The organism is Halobacillus sp. 12SKB, assembly GCF_052941655.1.
Genome location: NZ_JBRFWR010000001.1, coordinates 2,261,751 through 2,281,211, shown reverse-complemented (window position 1 = coordinate 2,281,211; position 19,461 = coordinate 2,261,751). Strand labels below are relative to the sequence as shown.

The window sequence follows — 19,461 nt, the reverse complement described above, 5'->3', positions numbered from 1 at the left end:
TAAAAAACAGGATGCCGACGATGAGAAATACCGCGGCAACGACCATTAAAATTTTGGCTAAGGTTTCCACTGTCTCTCTCCTTAAATGATATTCGCTCCAATTACATACGAAAGTCCGATAGAAATGACTAAGGAAATAAATCCTACAGCACGGTTATCATTTGTAATTTCCTCATCAATCTTAAAAGATGGGGTCAAAAATTCGAAAATGAAATACCCGCAAAGGAGAAGAGCAAATCCATACAAGCCCCATCCCATCGTCTGGGTGAGTGAGTCATTATGTTCAATCGAAAAACGAAAGATGTTTGCAATTCCAAATAGCTTTCCCCCAGTAGCCATCGCTACAGCAATGTTGCCCTTTTTGATCTCTTCCCAGTTATTATAAGAAGTGACGATTTCAAAAATCGCCATAAAAAGAACTAAACACAGCACAACCACACTGTAACGAGCGGCGGTTTCCACTAACGTATATTCCCAAAAATTACTCATTCCTCCGCTCCCTTTTCAACGAATTATCGAAACTCAAGTACGGTCACTCCACTTCCACCCTCATTCATGCCTCCTGCCCGGTGACTGGAGATGCTGCGGTGGTTTTTTGCAAAGTTTTGAACGGCTGTCCGAAGTGCGCCCGTTCCCTTTCCGTGAATGATGGATACTCGTGGATAGCCTGCTAAGAGAGCGTCATCAATATATTTTTCTAAACGGTTCAACGCATCTTCATATCGTTCGCCACGTAAATCGAGTTCTGTTTTCACATGGAAGTTCTTACCTTTGACTGTCGCCATGGGCTTTTCTTTATAGGGTTGCTTCGCCTTAACGAATTCAAGTTCTTTGCGTTTGGCTTTCACTTTCATTACCCCAACCTGAACTTGGTATTCATTCTTACCAGTTTGTTCCACAATGGTTCCCTGCTGGTTGAGGGTCAGTAGTTTCACTTCATCTCCAGGGTTCAATTCTTTCGACTCTTTCTTAGGTGCTGGAGCTGCTTTCGTTTTTTTCTTCGTCAGTTCAGGCTGTGCTTCGTCAAACATCTTGCGAGCTTCAATCCATTCATGTTCTTTCATTTGTGCCTGGGATTTCATGTTCCGGATTTCGCCAACGATTGTTTCCGCTTCTTCTCTCGCCTGTCGAATGGCTTTTTCTGCTTTTTGTTCTGCCTTCTCATATAACTTTTCACGCTGATCTTCGAATTGGTCCCATTTCTGTTTCAATTCATTCCGGAGCTCTTCCGCTTCTGCAAGCAATCGTTCTGCTTCTTCATAATCCTGCTCTGCTCCCCGCTTCGACTCCTCTAATGAAGCAATCATATTTTCAACACTTTGAGAATCCACACCAATATGGCCCTTTGCGGAGTCAATCACAGATTCTCTTAAACCTAAGCGCCTTGAAATCTCAAATGCATTACTACGACCCGGAACTCCTATCAACAAGCGGTAAGTCGGTTTCAGGGTTTGTATATCAAATTCGACTGAAGCATTGATAACATCGGGACGGTTGTAGCCATAAGCTTTTAATTCAGGATAGTGAGTGGTTGCGATCACACGCGCTTTCCGGTTGACTACTTCATCCAGGATCGACATCGCAAGAGCTGCCCCTTCCTGCGGATCCGTTCCAGCACCAAGTTCATCAAACAATACTAAAGACTGATCGTCTACTTTATCCAGAATGTCTACGATATTGGTCATATGAGAAGAAAAAGTTGATAAACTTTGTTCGATGGACTGTTCATCGCCAATGTCTGCATAAACTTCCTTGAATACAGCCATCTCACACCCATCCAATGCAGGGACCTGTAATCCGGACTGTGCCATCAATGTGCACAATCCTACGAGTTTGAGAGTAACCGTTTTTCCTCCTGTGTTCGGCCCAGTAATAACAATGGATGTGTAATCTGTGCCTATTTCGATGTCATTCGGCACGACTTCATCCTCAGGTATTAGCGGATGCCTCGCTTGCTTTATATCAATGCGGCCTTCGTCATTCATCTTAGGCATGGCGGCTCTCATCTGCTTACCCAACTTCGCTCTGGCAAACATAAAGTCCATATGCCCTAAGACATTCACATTTTCATACAATGGTTCATGGTTCTCCGCAATCGCATCGGAAAGTTCTTTCAAGATTTTTTCAATTTCATTTTTTTCTTGGACACGGGCTTCCTGCAGTTGGTTATTCAAGTCAACAACCGTTTGGGGTTCAATGAACAATGTCGCCCCAGAAGATGATTGATCATGAACAATCCCGCCAATAGATCCCCGGTATTCTTGTTTAACCGGAAGAACATAACGTTCATTTCTAATAGTGACAATCGCATCAGAAAGCATTTTGGATTTAGATTTTGTAAAAGACTCCATTTTGTCCCTTACTCGACTCTCATAGGTCCGAATTTTCGAACGGATGGATCTCAATTTCTCAGATGCCCCATCCATGACTCCTCCATGATCATCAATACAGTTTCTGATTTCACTCTCCAGTTCTCTCAATGGAGCGATTTTAGAAACCATATCTCTTAAAATCGGCATTTCGGGTTCTTCCATATCTTCAATGAAACGCTTCAGTTGTCTTCCACCATAAATGGTACTGGCAACATCCAGGCATTCTAATGCGCTCAGCGTCCCACCTATTGTAGTCCGCTTCAAGCTTGGCTTAATATCAAAAATGCCGCCAAGTGGGACATGACCTTTCAAGCGCAGTACTTGTCCCGCTTCATCCGTTTCCATTTGCAAATGGCGAACCTCTTCCAAGTCAGAAGATGGTTTCAAAGCGGCCGTTTGTTCTTTCCCTAAGGAAGAGGCTGCTTGCTCGTTCAATTGTTCTATGATTTTTTTAAATTCTAGTACATGAAGGATGCGTTGATTCATGTGTAACCGTCTCCTTTATTACTCCTTATGGATCTTGAACTTATCCATCAACTGTTCTTTCGTCCACGTGTTGATGACTGTACCTTTTCTCAGCCACCCTTTTCTGGCTGCTCCAACTCCTATTTTCATATGCTCCAACATTGGATAACTATGCGCATCCGTATTAACAGCAATATTCACGCCCTCTTCCTGAGCTCTCATCAACCATTCCCAACTCAAATCTAACCGGTTAGGGTTCGCGTTAAGTTCAAGGATCGTCCCTGTTCGCTTCGCCCCTTCAATCAATGCTTCAAGATCCACATCATACCCTTCGCGCCGTCCGATTAAGCGGCCGGTCGGATGAGCAATCATATGAACATGAGGGTTTTCGAGAGCGTTGGTCAACCTCTCCATAATTTGCTCCTGCGATTGCTGAAAGCTTGAGTGGATGGATGCGATGACAAAATCCATTTCTTTCAGGAACTCATCATCAAAATCCAGGGATCCATCTGGAAGAATGTCCATTTCAATGCCTGCAAAGATATGAAAATCTTCCATTTCTGCATTCACCTTCTCAATTTCTTTTCTTTGCAAACGCAGGCGCTCTTCATTCAATCCGTTTGCTACACGCAAATATTTGGAGTGATCGGTAATGGCGATGTACTCATACCCTTTCGCTTTTGCTTTCTCCGCCATTTCTTTAATAGACTGGGCTCCATCGCTCCAAGTCGAGTGCATATGAAGATCCCCGTGGATATCCTCTAATTCCACGAGTTCGATAGGTTCTTTGAATTTCTCTACTTCTCCATAATTTTCTCTGACTTCAGGAGGGATGAAGTGAAGTCCGAAATGTTGGAAAAATTCTTCTTCCGTTTCAAACGTTTGGATTTCTCCCGTTTCCACTTTTTCAATGCCATACTCACTAATTTTCTCATCGTTCTCTTTTGCAAGTTGCCGCATAGCGACATTATGGTCTTTGGATCCCGTGAAATGGTGTAAGGTTGTAGCAAACTCTTCTGGTGCAACAATACGAAAGTCAATGCCTATATCATAACCCTCATTGACAACGACAGAAACTTTCGTCTCGCCGGAGGCAATAACCTCTTTTATATCTGGATACGCCAATAGCTCATCTCGAGTTTCAACGGCATGTTCAGACGCAATGATGAAATCTAAGTCTTTAATCGTTTCGCGCATTCTTCTTAAACTACCCGCTCTTGAAAAACGTGTGAATGTCTTCCCCTGTTCCAGATAACGCTCAATTTTCTCAGCTAAGGGAAGCATAAGAGCAATCGGTAAACGTTCAGGACGTGCTCCTGCTTCTTCAATCGCCTTCAACATCTTCTCCGCAGACTTTTTCCCGAAACCATCCAGCGCCTCCACTTTGCCAGCCTCCAGAGATTCCTTCAAAGACTCTGCATCAGTCACACCTAACTGTTGGTAAAGTTTAGCCAATTTCTTGCCACCGAGACCTGGAAGATCAAGTAATGGGACAAGACCCGCAGGAACTTCTGCTTGTAATTGTTTTAACGTATCTGATTCTTCGTTTTCTAAGTATTCATCAATGACCGCTGCCGTACCTTTTCCGATTCCTTTCATTTTGGTGAAATCATCGATCTCACTTAATGATCTGTCATCACGCTCTAAAGCTTGGGCAGCCTTACGATAAGCGGAAATTTTAAAAGGGTTCTCCCCTTTCAGCTCTAAGTAAACAGCGATTTTCTCCAACAGTTTAATGACTTGTTTTTTATCGATAGCCATGTTTTGTCGACTCCTTTACGTTTTATTCTGTTTTCAAGATGAAAAAGAGCCGCCATGATCATAATCATAGCGGCTCTACCTGTACTTTCATCCTAGCATCCTACTCAGCCAGCTACATGTTCAATCCACAGCGTTTTCAATTGTTCTGAAAAGACTGGTGTGTGTTCGATGATCAGCTGTGCAAGAATCGATCCGTCCAAAGCACTTTGCACCCCAGCTAGAGGTACAAGTGCCGCTATGTACAGCACCACGAATAAGATGACATAGTTTTCAATAAAGCCTAAAATTCCACCTAACAACGTATTCAACGAATGCAGAATCGGCAATTCTGAAACAAAGTCCAACATGGACGCAATAATATGTAAGATGATTTTGGCTCCAAAAAAGATAATGGCAAAAGCAACAGCGTTATAAAAGGCTTGTTCCAAAGGCAGATTTTCTAAGAAGATCGCCCAGGAAGAATCCTGAGGTAGTTCTGGATAAGGTACCCATAACGTCAATTTCGGCGCGAGGTCATCATAGTAGATGACAGCGAGTACAAAGGCCACAACAAATCCGATGAGATGGAAAAGCTGGAGAATGAAACCTCTTTTCAAACCCGTTATTACACCAATAAACAAAATAAACAACAACAATAAATCAATCATTTTACCCTCTGTCCTCTTTCTCTTTCTTTTCAATATAATTCATAAGTTCTGTGCATTCTTCCTTTAATTTCATATATTCATTCATTGTATTTACAGCGGTCAAAACGGCGAGCTTTGCCGTATCCAGGCTTGGGTTTGCTTCATGGATCTCTCGCATTTTTTGATCCACCAGACTGGATACCATACGGATATGATGGGGCTCTTCATGACCAACTATAGTGTAAGATCGTTTGTTGATCTCCACTGTAATTCTTTTTTTCTCTTGGTCTGACTGCGACACATTCATACCCCCTAGTTTCTCTCAATCCTAAACTTTATATTAACACGAAGCTTGACAAATAGGAAACCAATATGGATGTTTTTCGCAAATGTTCTCTTTTGCCATTCACTTTGCTATACTAATCCTATCATTTGAGACAGAAAGGAATCCATTATGCCCCAAGTTGTATTAAAATTACCTGCCTCTACACTAGAGAAGATGAAGAAGCATTACGCCTCAAGCCAAAAAAACTGTCCCCCGACGGCGTTGTTTGCCGCTAAAACAGCAAACTGTACGATTACAGCCTACAAATCAGGTAAGGTACTTTTCCAAGGTCAAAAACCAGAAGAAGAAGCTGAGAAATGGGGAACCGTTACCTCCCCGCACCCGGGAGGTCAGAGCAATAGTAAGAGCAAGAATAAACGCCATGCTTACCATCCTGATCAGGAGCTTTTCGTAAGCTCACATATTGGATCTGATGAAGCGGGGACGGGGGACTATTTTGGACCCATAACTGTAGCGGCCGCTTTTGTAACGAAAGAACAGATCCCACAGTTGAAAGCGATCGGTGTCAAAGATTCAAAAAACCTTTCAGATGCCCAAATTACCAACCTGGCGAAAGATATTGTGGCTATGAACATTCCATACAGTCTCCTGAGGCTGCCAAATAAAAAATACAACCAGTGGCAGAGGAAAGGCTGGAGCCAAGGAAAAATGAAAACCATGCTCCACCATCAAGCCCTGAACCGTCTGCTTGAGAAGATTGCACCTGAAAAACCAGATGGAATATTGATTGACCAATTCTCAGAACCAGATGTGTACAAGAAACACCTAAGAAGTGAAAACCAGCAACTTCAAGAACATGTTTACTTTATGACAAAAGCGGAAAGTTATTCGATTGCTGTTGCAACAGCTTCCATCATTGCACGATCTGCTTTTGTAAAAGCGATGAACCAGATGGAATTCGATACAGGTCTTCCGATACCAAAAGGCGCCTCCGGAAAAGTCGATCGCGCGGCTGCAGCTATTATTGAAGCTTATGGTGAAAAAAAGCTGGAGGAATTAGCCAAAGTCCACTTTGCAACCACGGAAAAAGCGAAAAAATTTGTTAAATAACCAATAGTTGCTTATACAAAAAGCTCAGAGTTTAGGAAACTCTGAGCTTTTTAGTTTATTCTATGGTTTATCCCCGAAGCTCAGCCTGATGCTGATTTTTCACCGCTTCCAGGATAGCGTTGTGTGTTTCTTCTACTTCTTGATCTTTCAACGTACGAAGTGGATCGAGGTAAAGCAGACGGAAAGCGAGAGACTTCTTGCCTTCATCTAAATGTTCACCCTGATATAGGTCAAATACTTGAACATCCTTCACTAATGGACTTCCAGCTTGTGCAATCGTCTCCTCAATTGATCCTGCAGTGACATTCTCATCTACGACGAGCGCAATATCACGAGAAACAGATGGGTGGCGAGGGATGGTCTGGAATTTCTCTTCTTTCTTATATTCCTCAATAAGAGCTTCCAAATTCACATCAAAGACATAGGTTTCTTTCAATCCAAGCTGTTTTTGAAGCTTCGGATGAACCTGCCCAACAAAGCCGATGACTTCTCCATTTACCGACACCGTTGCCGTACGTCCTGGGTGCATATGATCCAACTTCGTTTTTTCATAAGTGAAAGGAAGGTCCAGCTGTTCACTTAATCCTTCCAATATACCTTTAGCAACGAAAAAGTCTACCGATTTTTTCTCCTGCTGCCATGGATGAGAGAGCCATTCCCCTGTCAATGCGCCTGATGCACGCAACATTTCGTGCGGCTGTTTCGTTACTTTTTCCTCTTCACTGATAAACACAGTACCCACTTCATAAAAAGCAAGGTTTTCTTGTTTCCGTGCCACGTTATAGGATAAGGAGTCTAACAACTCAGGAACCATGCTCAACCGAAGCGTTCCATGATCTTCACTCATAGGCATAGCAAGAGCGACAGGGCTTACGGATTTTTCTTTCACTTCAGGGCTGACAAGCATTTGAGCTTTATCCTTATGAGTAAGGGAATAAGTGATGGTCTCATGAAGTCCCGCACCTTCAAAGTATGCTTTCACTTTACGTTTCAGTAGTTGCTCAAGTGTAAGTCCTCCTGCTTGAGAAGCCCCTTGTGGAAGCGTGTACGGAAGATTATCATAGCCATAAATCCTCGCCACTTCTTCCAGCATATCTTCAAAGATCGTAATGTCCCCACGTCGCGTTGGAACAGACACGTGGAACTCATCCCCATTTTGGTCATAATTAAACTGAAGACGACGGAAAATGTCAGCAATATCCTCATTGGATATTTCGGTTCCTAGTCGATCATTGATGGTGTTCGTGTTTACAGTGACTTGCACTTCCGTGCGGTCCAGTTCGTCATGGGACACGACACCATTCAATACCGTTCCTCCTGCGTATTTTGCAAGAAGTTCGCAGGCTCTCAAGCCCGCGCGTTCTACACGATTTGGATCAACACCTTTTTCGAATCGTGTACTGGATTCACTGCGGAGTCCATGATCTTTAGAAGCTTCACGTACCACAGACGGGTGGAAATACGCGGCTTCTAAAATAATATTCTTCGTATCATCTTGGACTTCAGACTCCGCTCCACCCATGACACCAGCAACCGCGTGAGCTTTTTCCCCGTTCGTAATAACAAGGTGATTGCTTTTCAGCGTCCGTTCCTGGTCATCAAGTGTGGTGATCTTCTCTCCATGTTTCGCACGACGTGTAACGATGGTATTCGAGCCAAAGCGATCGTAATCGAAAGCATGTAGCGGCTGTCCATACTCCATAAGTACGTAGTTTGTAATGTCCACGACATTGTTGATTGGACGGATACCTGCGGCAGTCAGGCGGTTGCGCATCCACAGTGGAGAAGGGCCGACTTGGATGTCTTTAATAATGAAAGCTCCATAATAAGGGTTCGCTTCCGAGTCTTCCACGACTACAGAGACATGATCAGTTGCTTTTTCATCAGCCATTTGGACATTTTCATCAGCCAATTCATACGCGCCATCGATCGCCGCTGCCACTTCATAGGCTACGCCAGCCATACTTAGAGCATCCGAACGGTTTGGGGTCAAGCCAAGCTCGATGATCAAATCATCAAGGTTTAACAATGAAACGGCATTTGCTCCGACTTCCACGTCTTCGGGAAATACGAAAATACCATCAGCGTACTCTTTCGGGACGTCTTTTTCATCGACACCGAGCTCCTGAAGCGAACAAATCATTCCATTGGATTCTTCTCCACGCAGTTTCGTCTTTTTAATTTTGAAGTTCCCTGGAAGTACCGCTCCCGGTGTCGCTAAAGCCACTTTTTGACCTTCAGCAACGTTCGGTGCCCCGCAAACGATCTGTAGCGTTTCTTCTCCTACGTCTACTTGGCAAAGGTTCAATTTATCGGCGTTCGGATGCTGTTCACAAGATCGGACATACCCGACAACAACGCCTGTGACTTCCTCTGCCACAGGTTCGACACTTTCCACTTCAATTCCAGTCTTCGTAATGATTTCTGCCAGCTCTTCTGGCGAGTAACGACTGACATCAATATATTCTTGCAACCAATTTAATGATACAAGCATGGTTTTATTCCTCCTTTAAGCCTTGTGATACTGTTCTAAGAATCGAATATCATTGGTGTAGAAGTGACGGATATCATCTACTCCATATTTCAACATCGCAATCCGCTCTGGTCCCATACCGAATGCGAATCCGGAATATTCTTTTGGATCATAGCCCGCCATTTCAAGTACGTTCGGGTGAACCATTCCTCCACCGAGAATTTCAATCCAGCCGGTACCTTTACATACGGAGCAGCCTTTTCCTCCACAAACTTTGCAGGAGATATCCATTTCTACAGATGGCTCTGTGAATGGGAAGAAGCTTGGACGAAGACGGATTTCACGATCTGCTCCGAACATTTGCTTCGCGAATGCATTCAGAACGCCTTTCAAATCGCTCATTCGGACGTTCTTATCGACTAAAAGACCCTCAATTTGTGTGAATTGGTGAGAGTGGGTAGCATCATCTGTGTCACGACGGTACACCTTACCCGGACAGATCATTTTGACGGGTTCGCTGCCGTCTTTAGCTCCCATTGTCCGTGCTTGAACAGGAGACGTATGGGTACGCATCAAGAGTTCTTCCGTAACGTAGAAAGAATCCTGCATATCCCTTGCCGGGTGGCCTTTCGGCAAATTCAGTGCTTCAAAGTTATAATAATCCGCCTCCACTTCAGGTCCCTCTTTGATTTCAAACCCCATACCGATGAAGAGGTCTTCAATTTCTTTTACGATGCTCGTCAATAAGTGCGGACCGCCGACTTTCACAGGACGGGCAGGGAGGGTGACATCGATGCTTTCTTCTTCCAATTGCTTCTCTAATTCCGCATCCTCAAGTGCTGTTTGCTTTGTCTCAATGGCTTGAGCAATATTTTCACGAACATCATTAGCCAATTGGCCGATGACCGGACGCTCTTCTTTGGACAATTTGCCCATTCCTCTCAGAACTTCCGTAATTGGACCCTTCTTCCCTAAGTACTCGACTCTTACATCCTTCAAGCCTTGAACAGAATCCGCCTGATCGACTTTGGCCAAGGCTTCCTGTTGCAGCTCTTCTAAACGTTCCTTCATGCTTTTTCCTCCTTTAAAATCGTCTCGACTCATTTTCCCTTTATGCTTCAGAACTTTTTAAGGTTAAAAAACGGCTGGAAAATAAAAAAAGCCCCATCCCTGAAAAAGGGACGAGACTTGTATGGTCGTTTCGCGGTACCACCCTTGTTGACACATTGACATGTGCCCACTTTGATGAAAATAACGGATAAATCCGGGCCAATTGGCCAGCTCCAGAGTGAAATTTCGATACATGCCACGTTAGAAGCACTTCCAGTCCAAGGTGCTTCCTCCCTATAACGATTTACATTCATCTACTTTGCTCTTTCTAAGCATTTCATTGTTTAATTTTTATCAACTGAATATATTATAGTCAAAGAAGCCTGTGGATGCAACCTCATCCCTTTAAATGATACATAAGAACAGCACCTGCGATTCCTACATTCAGGGACTCTGCCTGTCCATAAATCGGGATATAGACACGTTGATCTGCTTCGTTCAAAAGGTTCTCCCGAATTCCCTGACCTTCATTCCCTACAATGAGTGCTGCTTTAGAAGGAGCCTGCAGTTGTTGAAAAGGGGCAGCATCTTTTAGGGCAGAAGCCCAAATCTGTACTCCGTCTTTTTTCATTGGTCCTACAAAGTCTTCCAAGTTTCCCGTAACTACGGGGATGTGGAAGATAGACCCTTGCGTCGCTCGGATGACTTTATCATTGTAGACATCCACAGTACCGGAACCTAAAATTACCTGGTCGAATCCTGCTGCATCCGCTGTCCGAATTAGTGTACCGACATTCCCAGGATCCTGCACGGAGTCAAGCATTAAGGTCAATGCAGCTTGATCTACGGATCCTTCCTTCTGTTTAACGATTGCTGCAATCCCTTGGGGTGTTTCAGTTTCTGCAATTGCCTGAAACACAGCATCATTGACCATTACCGCAGGAATATCTTCGGGGATTGAAAAGTCTGTTCCTTCACGTACAATCATTTCAACGATCTCCCAATCGCTCTTCAGCACTTCTTCTACGAGATGAAAGCCTTCTACAATAAAGTTTCCTGTTTGATTTCTATATTTCCGTTTATGTAGTTTTTTCCATTCCTTCACTTTTGTATTCTGTAAGGAAGTCAACATAATAGTCCCTCATTTGCGTGTTTATTTCTCATTCATCATACATAGCAGGACCATGGTTGGTCAAACTAAAGAAGAATATTCGCGAAGTTATGCAGAAAAGGAGGTTGAATGACCGATGAACTTAAACTTAAGAGCTGCGATTCTTTCTAACGTCAGCGGACATAACGCGGAACAGTTGGAAGCAACCATCGATGATGCCCTTCAAAAAGGCGAAGAAAAAATGCTTCCTGGCCTTGGTGTCTTTTTTGAAATGTTATGGAAAGAATCCGATGAACAAGAAAGACAAGAAATCCTGGATACGTTAGAGCAGGGATTGAAGCAAAATCAATAAGAAAAAGCCAACCTGAAAAAGGTTGGCTTTTTATATCATACGTCATTAGTTAAATGTTATTTCCTGGACTTTATCTGCATCAAGTCCTTTAATGACTTCAACAATCAAACGCACTGCATTTTCAAAATCATCACGGTGAAGCATCGCTGCATGCGAGTGAATATAGCGTGTCGCAATCGTAATGGACAACGCAGGAACACCATCATGACTTAAATGAATCGCACCTGAATCCGTTCCGCCACCTGCTAGCGAATCAAATTGGTATGGAATCTCATTGGCATCCGCCGTATCCGTTACAAAGTCACGAAGACCTTTATGTGAAATCATAGACGCATCATAGAGGATGATTTGAGGACCTTCACCCATCTTGCTTGAAGCATCTTTATCAGACACGCCAGGTGTATCTCCAGCAATTCCAACATCCACACCAAAAGCGATATCCGGGTTAATGACATTGGCAGACGTACGTGCTCCACGAAGACCTACTTCTTCCTGGACAGTTCCAACACCATAAACGATATTCGGGTGTTTTTCCCCTTTCAACTGCTTCAAGACTTCAATGGCAATCGCACACCCAATACGGTTGTCCCAAGCTTTTGCAAGAAGCATCTTCTCATTTTTCATTTGTGTGAATTCAAAATATGGAACGACTGAATCTCCAGGTTTCACACCAAACTCCATCGCTTCTTCTTTGCTTGAAGCACCGATATCAATAAACATATCTTTAATGTCCACGGCTTTTTTACGTTGCTCCGGAGGTAGAATGTGTGGTGGTTTAGATCCAATCACCCCGGTCAAATCTCCATTACGCGTCATGATCGTCACGCGCTGGGCAAGCATTACCTGGCTCCACCAGCCTCCAACCGTTTGGAAATAAATATAGCCATTGTCATCAATACGGGTAACCATGAAGCCTACCTCATCCAAGTGACCGGCTACCATAACGCTCGGGCCTTTTTTATTTCCTACCTTTTTCGCGATCAAACTGCCTAAATTATCTGTAAACACTTCATCTGCGAAAGGAGCGATGTACTGCTTCATCACATCACGAGCTTCCCGCTCATTACCAGGAACGCCTTTAGCATCTGTCAAATCTTTTAACATTTGTAATGTTTCGTCTTTTTTAGCCATATGTAACAATTCCTCCTTTTCCTATCCAATGGATATTATAAACCTTTTGAAGCGATTTCACAAAAATTCAGTCTTTCCGAAAATCAATAACCTTCATCTTGCCGCTCGAAGTTTATGGCATTCTTCTTTTCGTACGCTTCAATCAATTCTTTCTCGGTAATCCCTAGTGTAAGACCGAGAACTAAATAATCATAAAAAGCTTTAACATAGGAGCTTTCATCCTTTTTCATCCTTAAATCCCCAATAGAAGAATAGACAGAAAGAAATGCTGCTGTTTGGGAGTCAGGCTCCTCTAGTGAAGTGGATGAATGACGATACCCAAGATCCAAACCTAAAGAAAGAAGGAAGTGAACTCCATCCACATACTCCTCTACTATCACACTTTTTTCACTGGGGCCTTTTGTACTCCAGAACTTGAAGCATCTTGTTTCGTTTGCAAGCTCACCCAACTCAACAAGCAGAGCTAATACTTTCTCCTCAATCTTTTGTCCTTCTTGTATCTCGTGCTGCTCTTCTATATATTGATCTAGTTTCCGTTGCATATCATACAATCTTTCCCAATTCATACCCTAACACTCCTTCATATTACCTTTAGCAAGCCTCTGAGATGATTTTAAATAAGTTAATTTTAGAAGACTCCGTTTCGATGCGATGGTGTGAACCTAGGAGCTCCACTCAACAACGCCCCTGAAGCTTCTCAAAATCAAGTTTAAACAATCCCGCCATATGCTTTACTAATAATCATCAGTACCTAAGAACCCTATTTAAAAAATTTTCTAATTAAATGTATCATTTTTTGAAACAAAAGGATACGTTCATACGTATGGAAGCAAAAGAACAGTTTACAGGGAGATGAAAGAAATGATCATCTTATTATTCCGTTTACTCTTACTGATTGCCATAGCCTTCATTATTTATACCGCTTATAAATTCATTGTCAATCCAAGGAGAAAATTGGAGCTTGCCAGAGACAAAAAACAATTTTATTTCCATGATAACAAGGAGAATACAAAAGAAAACTTTTTGATGACTCTAAAGGGACATGTCTTTGAAGGAGAGAAATACTTAGGCACCACAGAAGATTCGTTTGAAGTCATTAACATTAGCGTGAGTGTACACAACCCTGAAAAGCTGCAGGGTCTGGACAGAGAAGATCTTTACTTTATGGAAAAAGAAATATTGATCCGCTATCCTTATGCTTCCATCGAGTGGAAATACCCGATGACCCGTTTAATTATTCAGCCATTAAAAAATCACGATGAAAAAAAGCCTCACTCCTTTGAGTGAGGCTTTCCTTTATGGACTCGTCTGGAAAAAGTCCCTCCATAAAAAAACTTCATATTTTTTGCGTATCAAGAAGCATAAACCAATCAAAGCTCCCGAAAAGAGGATCATCATTGGAATGGAAAACAAGGATATCCATTGTCCGACAGACGTATAAACGACGGCCAAGGGTAAGTTTGCAAATAATGATGACTTCGCATATTCTTTAAAGTCTGCACTGATTTCCAATAAACAGTAGGAAAGTAAATGAAAATGAATAAAAGGCACAAGCCTTAAGACTGCGACCTGTTTCACCGTCAAATGAGAGTTCTTATTCAACCATTTTTCTTTTAAGGATCTCAATTTCTTAAAGCCAGAAGGAACGAGCCTGATGGTGCGATAAAACAATAAGCTAGAGAGCATTGTACCCACCACCGAGTATGCACTTCCAGCAATCGGACCAAACAAAACGCCACCCGTGATACAAACGAGCATAACGGGTAAAAACAAAAAAGGCCGTAATAAATGAATAGCGATAAATAAGAGCGGTGCCCAGGCTTCTTGATGTTCTAACCATGCAAAAATGGTACTTGTTGTTTCGCCCATCTCATCCCCCTCCCTGTCTACATAATATGACAGTGCGGCTAGAGATAGAACCGATACACCAGGTAGGCTGCTCCAGCGATATAGATGAGACTTAGGATTGGGAAACCGAGTTTGAATGAAGTATGTTTCGTTTTATGCCTGAATACCCTCATTCCAATCCATCCCCCAAAGACTCCTCCTGCTAAAGCTATTCCCCATAATTTCTTTTCTTCAATACGCCAAGATCCTCTTTTAGAACGACGTTTATCCACACCCATCATAATGAAAAGGACTAGATTGATGACAATTACATATATACCAACGAGGATCACAACATCCATAAAAAACCCTCCCCATCTAGACCATTTGCAAAAACAAACGTCTCAAAAATGTACCCTCCAAAATAAAGTACTAAGTAAATGACTAAGTTTACAAGTATAAAAAAGAGCCATTTCCTACCGATCGGAAATGGCTCTTTTTCATTGTCATTTTATTACTTAAGAGCAGATTTAGCTTGCTCTGCTAGGCTTGCGAAACCTTGCTCATCGTTTACAGCAAGATCAGCTAGCATCTTACGGTTAACTTCAACACCTGCAAGCTTCAAACCGTGCATTAGACGGCTGTAAGAAATGTCGTTCAAACGCGCTGCAGCGTTGATACGAGCGATCCATAGCTTACGGAAGTCGCGTTTTTTCTGACGACGGTCACGGTAAGCATACTGACCTGATTTCATTACTTGTTGTTTTGCAGTTTTGAATAGTGCATGTTTTGAACCATAATAACCTTTTGCTAGTTTAAGGACACGGTTACGACGTTGGCGTGTCACTGTTCCACCTTTTACTCGTGGCATGGTAATCCCTCCTATTTATGTCGTTCTATATTAGTCTTTTGGAAGCATGTGCTTGATGCGGCGGTAGTCTCCAGCAGAAACTAGTGCATCTTTACGCAACTTACGCTTTTGTTTTGTAGATTTGTTCGCGAACAAGTGGCTTGTGAATGCGTGGGAACGTTTCACTTTACCTGTTCCAGTCTTTTTGAAGCGTTTTTGAGAACCTTTATGGGTTTTCATTTTTGGCATGTGAATTTCCTCCTTTTACTTGATACAGTGACTTACTTCTCGTTAAGAGGAGCAAGCATTAAGAACATACTACGACCTTCCATTTTAGGCTTGGTCTCTACTTGGGCAATATCTTTGCACTCATCCGCCATGCGTTCAAGTACTTTTTGTCCAAGTTCTTTGTGTGTGATTGCACGACCGCGGAAACGGACAGATGCTTTCACTTTGTCACCTTTCTCCAAGAACTTACGCGCATTACGTAATTTCGTGTTGAAGTCATGGTCTTCAATCCCAGGGCTGAGACGAACTTCCTTGACTTTGATGACCGTTTGTTTCTTACGAGCTTCTTTTTCTTTCTTCTGCTGCTCGAAACGATATTTACCGTAGTCCATCACTCGGCAAACCGGAGGCTTCGCATTTGGTGCCACCATAACAAGGTCAAGATTTGCATTCGCTGCAATATCAAGAGCTTCGTTACGTGATTTAACTCCAAGTTGCTCACCATTCACGTCGATCAGACGAACTTCACGGGCACGGATTTTTTCATTAACGTTCATGTTATCCTTGCTAATATCGAGCCACCTCCAACAAATTTTAGAAAACTTATATGAGATCTGTCATCGACAAGATTTCCTGATGCAAATAAAAAAAGTGTCGGTACACATACTGCACCCACACGACTCCTAATAATCAAAGGAATAAGTGACCTGCCAACTGCGCTATGCGTCGATCAGGTGAGAAGCGGGTGCTCCTACTTGTCTCTAGATCCGTTCATTCAGTTACCTAAATTATAATAGCATGCCTTATGATGCATGTCAACAACTAAACTCCGCCGACATGACTACTTAAACTAGGATAAGCCATGCACCTACAAAAATCAAGGCTTTTTTAGCCACTCCCCACAATCCACCTTCTTCCACTAAAGCTCCCTTTAGTGGAAGACTCAGTTTCGAGACTATTATTGAGTGGATGGGGGCTACGGGGAATAGCTCGCTTTCCGCGGGAGCGCGGTGAGCCTCCTCGGACTGCGTCCTGTGGGGTCTCACCATGCACTTTTTTCCTCTTCGATATCCGGTTCCGGCGCTTAGCGGCTAGTGAGACTTCCCTCGCTTCTGTACGATAAGTCAACATCGAATCACTCCGTTCTTCGTGTTTCCTTTATCTCCGCCAGCTCAGTCCAGTCCATACGCCGCTGATCAAGGCGCCTGCACACTTAAGTTAGGAGTCTCGCCATTCCCCTCCGCCCACTTTTCGTAAGACAGCGAAACTATCTTCCAGTAATAAGAGCTTTTGTAGTTAAGAATCCTATGCCGATGCAGATTAAGCAGGATTTCACAACACAACTAGGCAGGTTTCTATAAGAGGGATTTCGAGAACCTCATTTGGTAAAGGGGCGGAGGGAAACGGTGAGACTCCTGTGGGAAGTGCGTGGTAGGTGAGACCCCGCAGAGCGTTAGCTCGAGGAGGCTCATCACTCGCCCACGGAAAGCGAACCTTTTCCCGGAGCCCCTAAATCCACACAAACATCTCGAAATCAAGTCTTCCACAATCCTGTCATTTAGCGAAATAAAAACCCGAAAGTCTTGTGGAAGACTTTCGGGTTTTCTTCTTTTACTTACGCAGGAGCTTTTGATCGATTTCGTTGCGGATTTCCTGTTTAAAAGTATCCAGTGGTTTTGTTGCGGAATCTTGTTCTCCGTAACGACGGACGTTGACGGCATTGTCTTCGATTTCCTTATCACCAACCACAAGCTGGAACGGAATTTTCTGCATTTGAGCTTCACGGATCTTGTAACCGATTTTCTCATTACGCTCATCGACTTCGACACGTACGCCCGCTTCACGCAACTCATCTTCAAGTTTCTTCGCATAATCAAGATGAACATCTGCGGAAACAGGGATGATTTTCGCCTGTACAGGAGCGAGCCACGTCGGGAATACACCTTTATATTCTTCAATAAGGAAAGCAACAAAGCGTTCCATAGTTGATACCACTCCACGGTGAATAACAACCGGGCGGTGATCTTCTCCATCTTCCCCAACGTATGTCAGATCAAAGCGCTCTGGCAGGTGGAAATCAAGCTGAACCGTAGACAATGTTTCATCTTTTCCAAGAGCTGTCTTCACTTGAACATCGAGTTTTGGACCATAGAAGGCCGCTTCCCCTTCTGCTTCCACATACTCAAGCTCCATATCTTCCATTGTTTCTTTCAACATCGCCTGGGCTTTATCCCACATCGCGTCATTGTCGACATACTTTTCTTTATCCTCAGGATCTCTGTAGGAAAGGCGGAAGTAGTAATCATTGATACCAAAATCACGATACACTTCCTGAACAAGACGAACAACACGTTTGAATTCATCCTTCAATTGATCCGGACGAGCGAAGATGTGTGCGTCATTCAATGTCATCGCGCGTACACGCTGCAATCCTGCTAGTGCGCCGGACATTTCGTAACGGTGCATCATGCCGAGCTCCGCAATACGCACAGGAAGATTACGATAGCTGTGCAATTGATTTTTGTAGATCATCATATGGTGTGGGCAGTTCATTGGACGAAGGACGAGGTCTTCATTGTCCATTTCCATTGTCGGGAACATGTCATCCTGATAATGGTCCCAGTGTCCACTTGTTTTGTACAAATCCACGCTTCCAAGAACAGGTGTGTACACGTGGTCATATCCAAGACGTTCCTCTGTATCTACAATGTACCGTTCGATGGTACGACGGATTGTCGCTCCTTTCGGAAGCCACATCGGCAATCCTTGACCAACCTTTTGATTGACTGTGAAAATGTCGAGTTCTTTTCCTAACTTACGATGATCCCTTTCTTTTGCTTCTTCAAGCATTTTCAGATACTCATCAAGGTGAGCTTTCTTTTCAAAAGCTGTACCATAAATACGCTGCAACATTTGGTTGTCGCTGTCTCCACGCCAGTACGCACCAGAAATGCTCAAAAGCTTGAAGACTTTGATTTTACTTGTTTGCGGGACATGAACTCCGCGGCATAAATCGAAAAACTCTCCCTGCTGGTAGATTGTCACTTGCTCTTCTTCAGGGATCGCTTCGATTAGCTCAAGCTTCAAGTCATCACCGATCTCTTTATACTTTTCGATCGCTTCTTCACGGGAAAGCTCGATACGTTCAATTTCTAAATTCTCATCAACGATGCGCTGCATTTCTTTTTCGATCTTAGGAAGATCCTCTGGTGTAAGGGATTCTTCCATGTCGATATCATAATAAAAGCCGTTTTCAATGACTGGACCGACTCCAAGCTTCACGTTGCCATATAGACGTTTAATCGCCTGAGCCATCAAGTGAGCGGAAGAGTGGCGCACCACTTCCAAACCTTCAGGATTTTTATATGTCAAGATTTCAACAGCTCCATCTTGCTCGATCGGCCTTCTTAAATCGTAAGGTTCGCCGTCTAATTTGATCGCCAACGCTTGCTTTTTTAAGCCAGGGGAGATCGATTGTGCGATTTCTTCACCTGTCGTTCCTCTCTCAAACTCCTTAATGTTACCGTCTGGAAATTTGATTTGAATCGCATTCGACATGTTTAACACTCCTTTATCTAAAATAAATATAAAAAACGCCCGTCCCTCAGCTTATATGCTAAGGGACGAGCGTTATCACTCGTGGTTCCACCCAAATTCCCGCAAGGTTAAACCATGCGGCTTCGTTCTCCTTAACGCGGATCAGACGCTGTCCATTACTAATCGTATGTTCACAGACAGAGCTCCAAGGTGGTAAACAATAAAGCCGTCAACAAGGAGCTTCCAGCCGTTGGCTCCTCTCTCTGGTCTTGAGTCACTTTA

Annotated in this window: 19 protein-coding genes and 2 other annotated features; of the genes, 3 read left to right on the top strand and 16 right to left on the bottom strand. The window is 43.3% G+C overall.

Translation table 11 applies throughout. The annotated features are described in order from the left end of the window. Positions 1-81: 81 nt before the first annotated feature. The 5 genes from ACQ4XT_RS10955 to zapA all read right to left on the bottom strand — a co-directional run bounded on the left by ACQ4XT_RS10955 (position 82) and on the right by zapA (position 5,531). Positions 82-489 carry a DUF350 domain-containing protein gene (locus ACQ4XT_RS10955; protein WP_226591355.1) on the bottom strand — a complete coding sequence of 136 codons (408 nt, stop codon included), beginning with the start codon at positions 487-489 and terminating at the stop codon, positions 82-84. Between the two features lie 23 nt (positions 490-512). Continuing rightward, on the bottom strand, positions 513-2,858 hold the full coding sequence (locus ACQ4XT_RS10950) for an endonuclease MutS2 (RefSeq protein ID WP_446853707.1): 2,346 nt from the start codon (positions 2,856-2,858) through the stop codon (positions 513-515). A gap of 18 nt (positions 2,859-2,876) precedes the next feature. Continuing rightward, positions 2,877-4,598 (bottom strand): DNA polymerase/3'-5' exonuclease PolX, encoded by a 1,722-nt coding sequence (gene polX, locus ACQ4XT_RS10945; protein ID WP_446853706.1) that lies wholly within the window; start codon positions 4,596-4,598, stop codon positions 2,877-2,879. Between the two features lie 104 nt (positions 4,599-4,702). Beyond that, positions 4,703-5,245 carry a CvpA family protein gene (locus ACQ4XT_RS10940; RefSeq protein WP_446853705.1) on the bottom strand — a complete coding sequence of 181 codons (543 nt, stop codon included), beginning with the start codon at positions 5,243-5,245 and terminating at the stop codon, positions 4,703-4,705. Between the two features lies 1 nt (position 5,246). Further along, entirely contained in the window at positions 5,247-5,531 is a 285-nt protein-coding gene (gene zapA / locus ACQ4XT_RS10935; RefSeq protein WP_089650576.1) for a cell division protein ZapA, read from the bottom strand. Between the two features lie 147 nt (positions 5,532-5,678). Between zapA and rnhC the strand changes: the two genes are divergently transcribed. Next, on the top strand, positions 5,679-6,620 hold the full coding sequence (gene rnhC, locus ACQ4XT_RS10930) for a ribonuclease HIII (RefSeq protein WP_446853704.1): 942 nt from the start codon (positions 5,679-5,681) through the stop codon (positions 6,618-6,620). 67 nt (positions 6,621-6,687) lie between these two features. On the opposite strand, the gene pheT is transcribed toward rnhC, so the two are convergent. The 3 genes from pheT to ACQ4XT_RS10915 form a co-directional block, all read right to left on the bottom strand. After that, complete coding sequence (gene pheT, locus ACQ4XT_RS10925; RefSeq protein ID WP_446853703.1) at positions 6,688-9,114, bottom strand: phenylalanine--tRNA ligase subunit beta; 2,427 nt, start codon at positions 9,112-9,114, stop codon at positions 6,688-6,690. Positions 9,115-9,129: 15 nt separating this feature from the next. After that, positions 9,130-10,164, bottom strand: a complete 1,035-nt coding sequence (gene pheS, locus ACQ4XT_RS10920; protein ID WP_446853702.1) for a phenylalanine--tRNA ligase subunit alpha — start codon at positions 10,162-10,164, stop codon at positions 9,130-9,132. Between the two features lie 103 nt (positions 10,165-10,267). After that, positions 10,268-10,483, bottom strand: a binding site (T-box leader). 57 nt (positions 10,484-10,540) lie between these two features. Beyond that, positions 10,541-11,275 (bottom strand): TrmH family RNA methyltransferase, encoded by a 735-nt coding sequence (locus ACQ4XT_RS10915; protein WP_446853701.1) that lies wholly within the window; start codon positions 11,273-11,275, stop codon positions 10,541-10,543. Positions 11,276-11,390: 115 nt separating this feature from the next. Between ACQ4XT_RS10915 and sspI the strand changes: the two genes are divergently transcribed. Next, positions 11,391-11,606 carry a small acid-soluble spore protein SspI gene (gene sspI / locus ACQ4XT_RS10910; RefSeq protein ID WP_035509556.1) on the top strand — a complete coding sequence of 72 codons (216 nt, stop codon included), beginning with the start codon at positions 11,391-11,393 and terminating at the stop codon, positions 11,604-11,606. A gap of 45 nt (positions 11,607-11,651) precedes the next feature. Here the strand turns inward: sspI and ACQ4XT_RS10905 are convergent, their stop codons facing one another. Both ACQ4XT_RS10905 and ACQ4XT_RS10900 read right to left on the bottom strand, forming a co-directional pair. Then, positions 11,652-12,737, bottom strand: coding sequence for a M42 family metallopeptidase (locus tag ACQ4XT_RS10905; protein WP_446853700.1), 1,086 nt, complete (start codon positions 12,735-12,737; stop codon positions 11,652-11,654). An 83-nt stretch (positions 12,738-12,820) separates the two neighbouring features. After that, positions 12,821-13,303 carry a dUTP diphosphatase gene (locus ACQ4XT_RS10900; RefSeq protein ID WP_446853699.1) on the bottom strand — a complete coding sequence of 161 codons (483 nt, stop codon included), beginning with the start codon at positions 13,301-13,303 and terminating at the stop codon, positions 12,821-12,823. 295 nt (positions 13,304-13,598) lie between these two features. Here ACQ4XT_RS10900 and ACQ4XT_RS10895 point away from each other — a divergent pair, with 295 nt between their 5' ends. Continuing rightward, positions 13,599-14,024, top strand: coding sequence for a sigma-w pathway protein ysdB (locus ACQ4XT_RS10895; protein ID WP_446853698.1), 426 nt, complete (start codon positions 13,599-13,601; stop codon positions 14,022-14,024). A gap of 9 nt (positions 14,025-14,033) precedes the next feature. Here the strand turns inward: ACQ4XT_RS10895 and ACQ4XT_RS10890 are convergent, their stop codons facing one another. From ACQ4XT_RS10890 to thrS, 6 genes are all read right to left on the bottom strand, one after another. Beyond that, positions 14,034-14,606 carry a TVP38/TMEM64 family protein gene (locus ACQ4XT_RS10890; protein ID WP_446853697.1) on the bottom strand — a complete coding sequence of 191 codons (573 nt, stop codon included), beginning with the start codon at positions 14,604-14,606 and terminating at the stop codon, positions 14,034-14,036. Positions 14,607-14,644: 38 nt separating this feature from the next. Then, complete coding sequence (locus ACQ4XT_RS10885; RefSeq protein ID WP_446853696.1) at positions 14,645-14,926, bottom strand: DUF1294 domain-containing protein; 282 nt, start codon at positions 14,924-14,926, stop codon at positions 14,645-14,647. 152 nt (positions 14,927-15,078) lie between these two features. Next, positions 15,079-15,435: a 50S ribosomal protein L20 gene (gene rplT, locus ACQ4XT_RS10880; RefSeq protein WP_089650567.1), complete on the bottom strand. Its 357-nt coding sequence runs from the start codon at positions 15,433-15,435 to the stop codon at positions 15,079-15,081. Positions 15,436-15,465: 30 nt separating this feature from the next. Further along, positions 15,466-15,663 carry a 50S ribosomal protein L35 gene (rpmI, locus tag ACQ4XT_RS10875; protein WP_035509568.1) on the bottom strand — a complete coding sequence of 66 codons (198 nt, stop codon included), beginning with the start codon at positions 15,661-15,663 and terminating at the stop codon, positions 15,466-15,468. Positions 15,664-15,695: 32 nt separating this feature from the next. Continuing rightward, positions 15,696-16,199 (bottom strand): translation initiation factor IF-3, encoded by a 504-nt coding sequence (gene infC, locus ACQ4XT_RS10870; RefSeq protein ID WP_160915569.1) that lies wholly within the window; start codon positions 16,197-16,199, stop codon positions 15,696-15,698. A gap of 82 nt (positions 16,200-16,281) precedes the next feature. Continuing rightward, positions 16,282-16,405 (bottom strand) — a sequence feature (ribosomal protein L20 leader region). Positions 16,406-17,253: 848 nt separating this feature from the next. Further along, entirely contained in the window at positions 17,254-19,200 is a 1,947-nt protein-coding gene (gene thrS, locus ACQ4XT_RS10865) for a threonine--tRNA ligase (RefSeq protein ID WP_446853695.1), read from the bottom strand. Positions 19,201-19,461 lie beyond the last annotated feature (261 nt).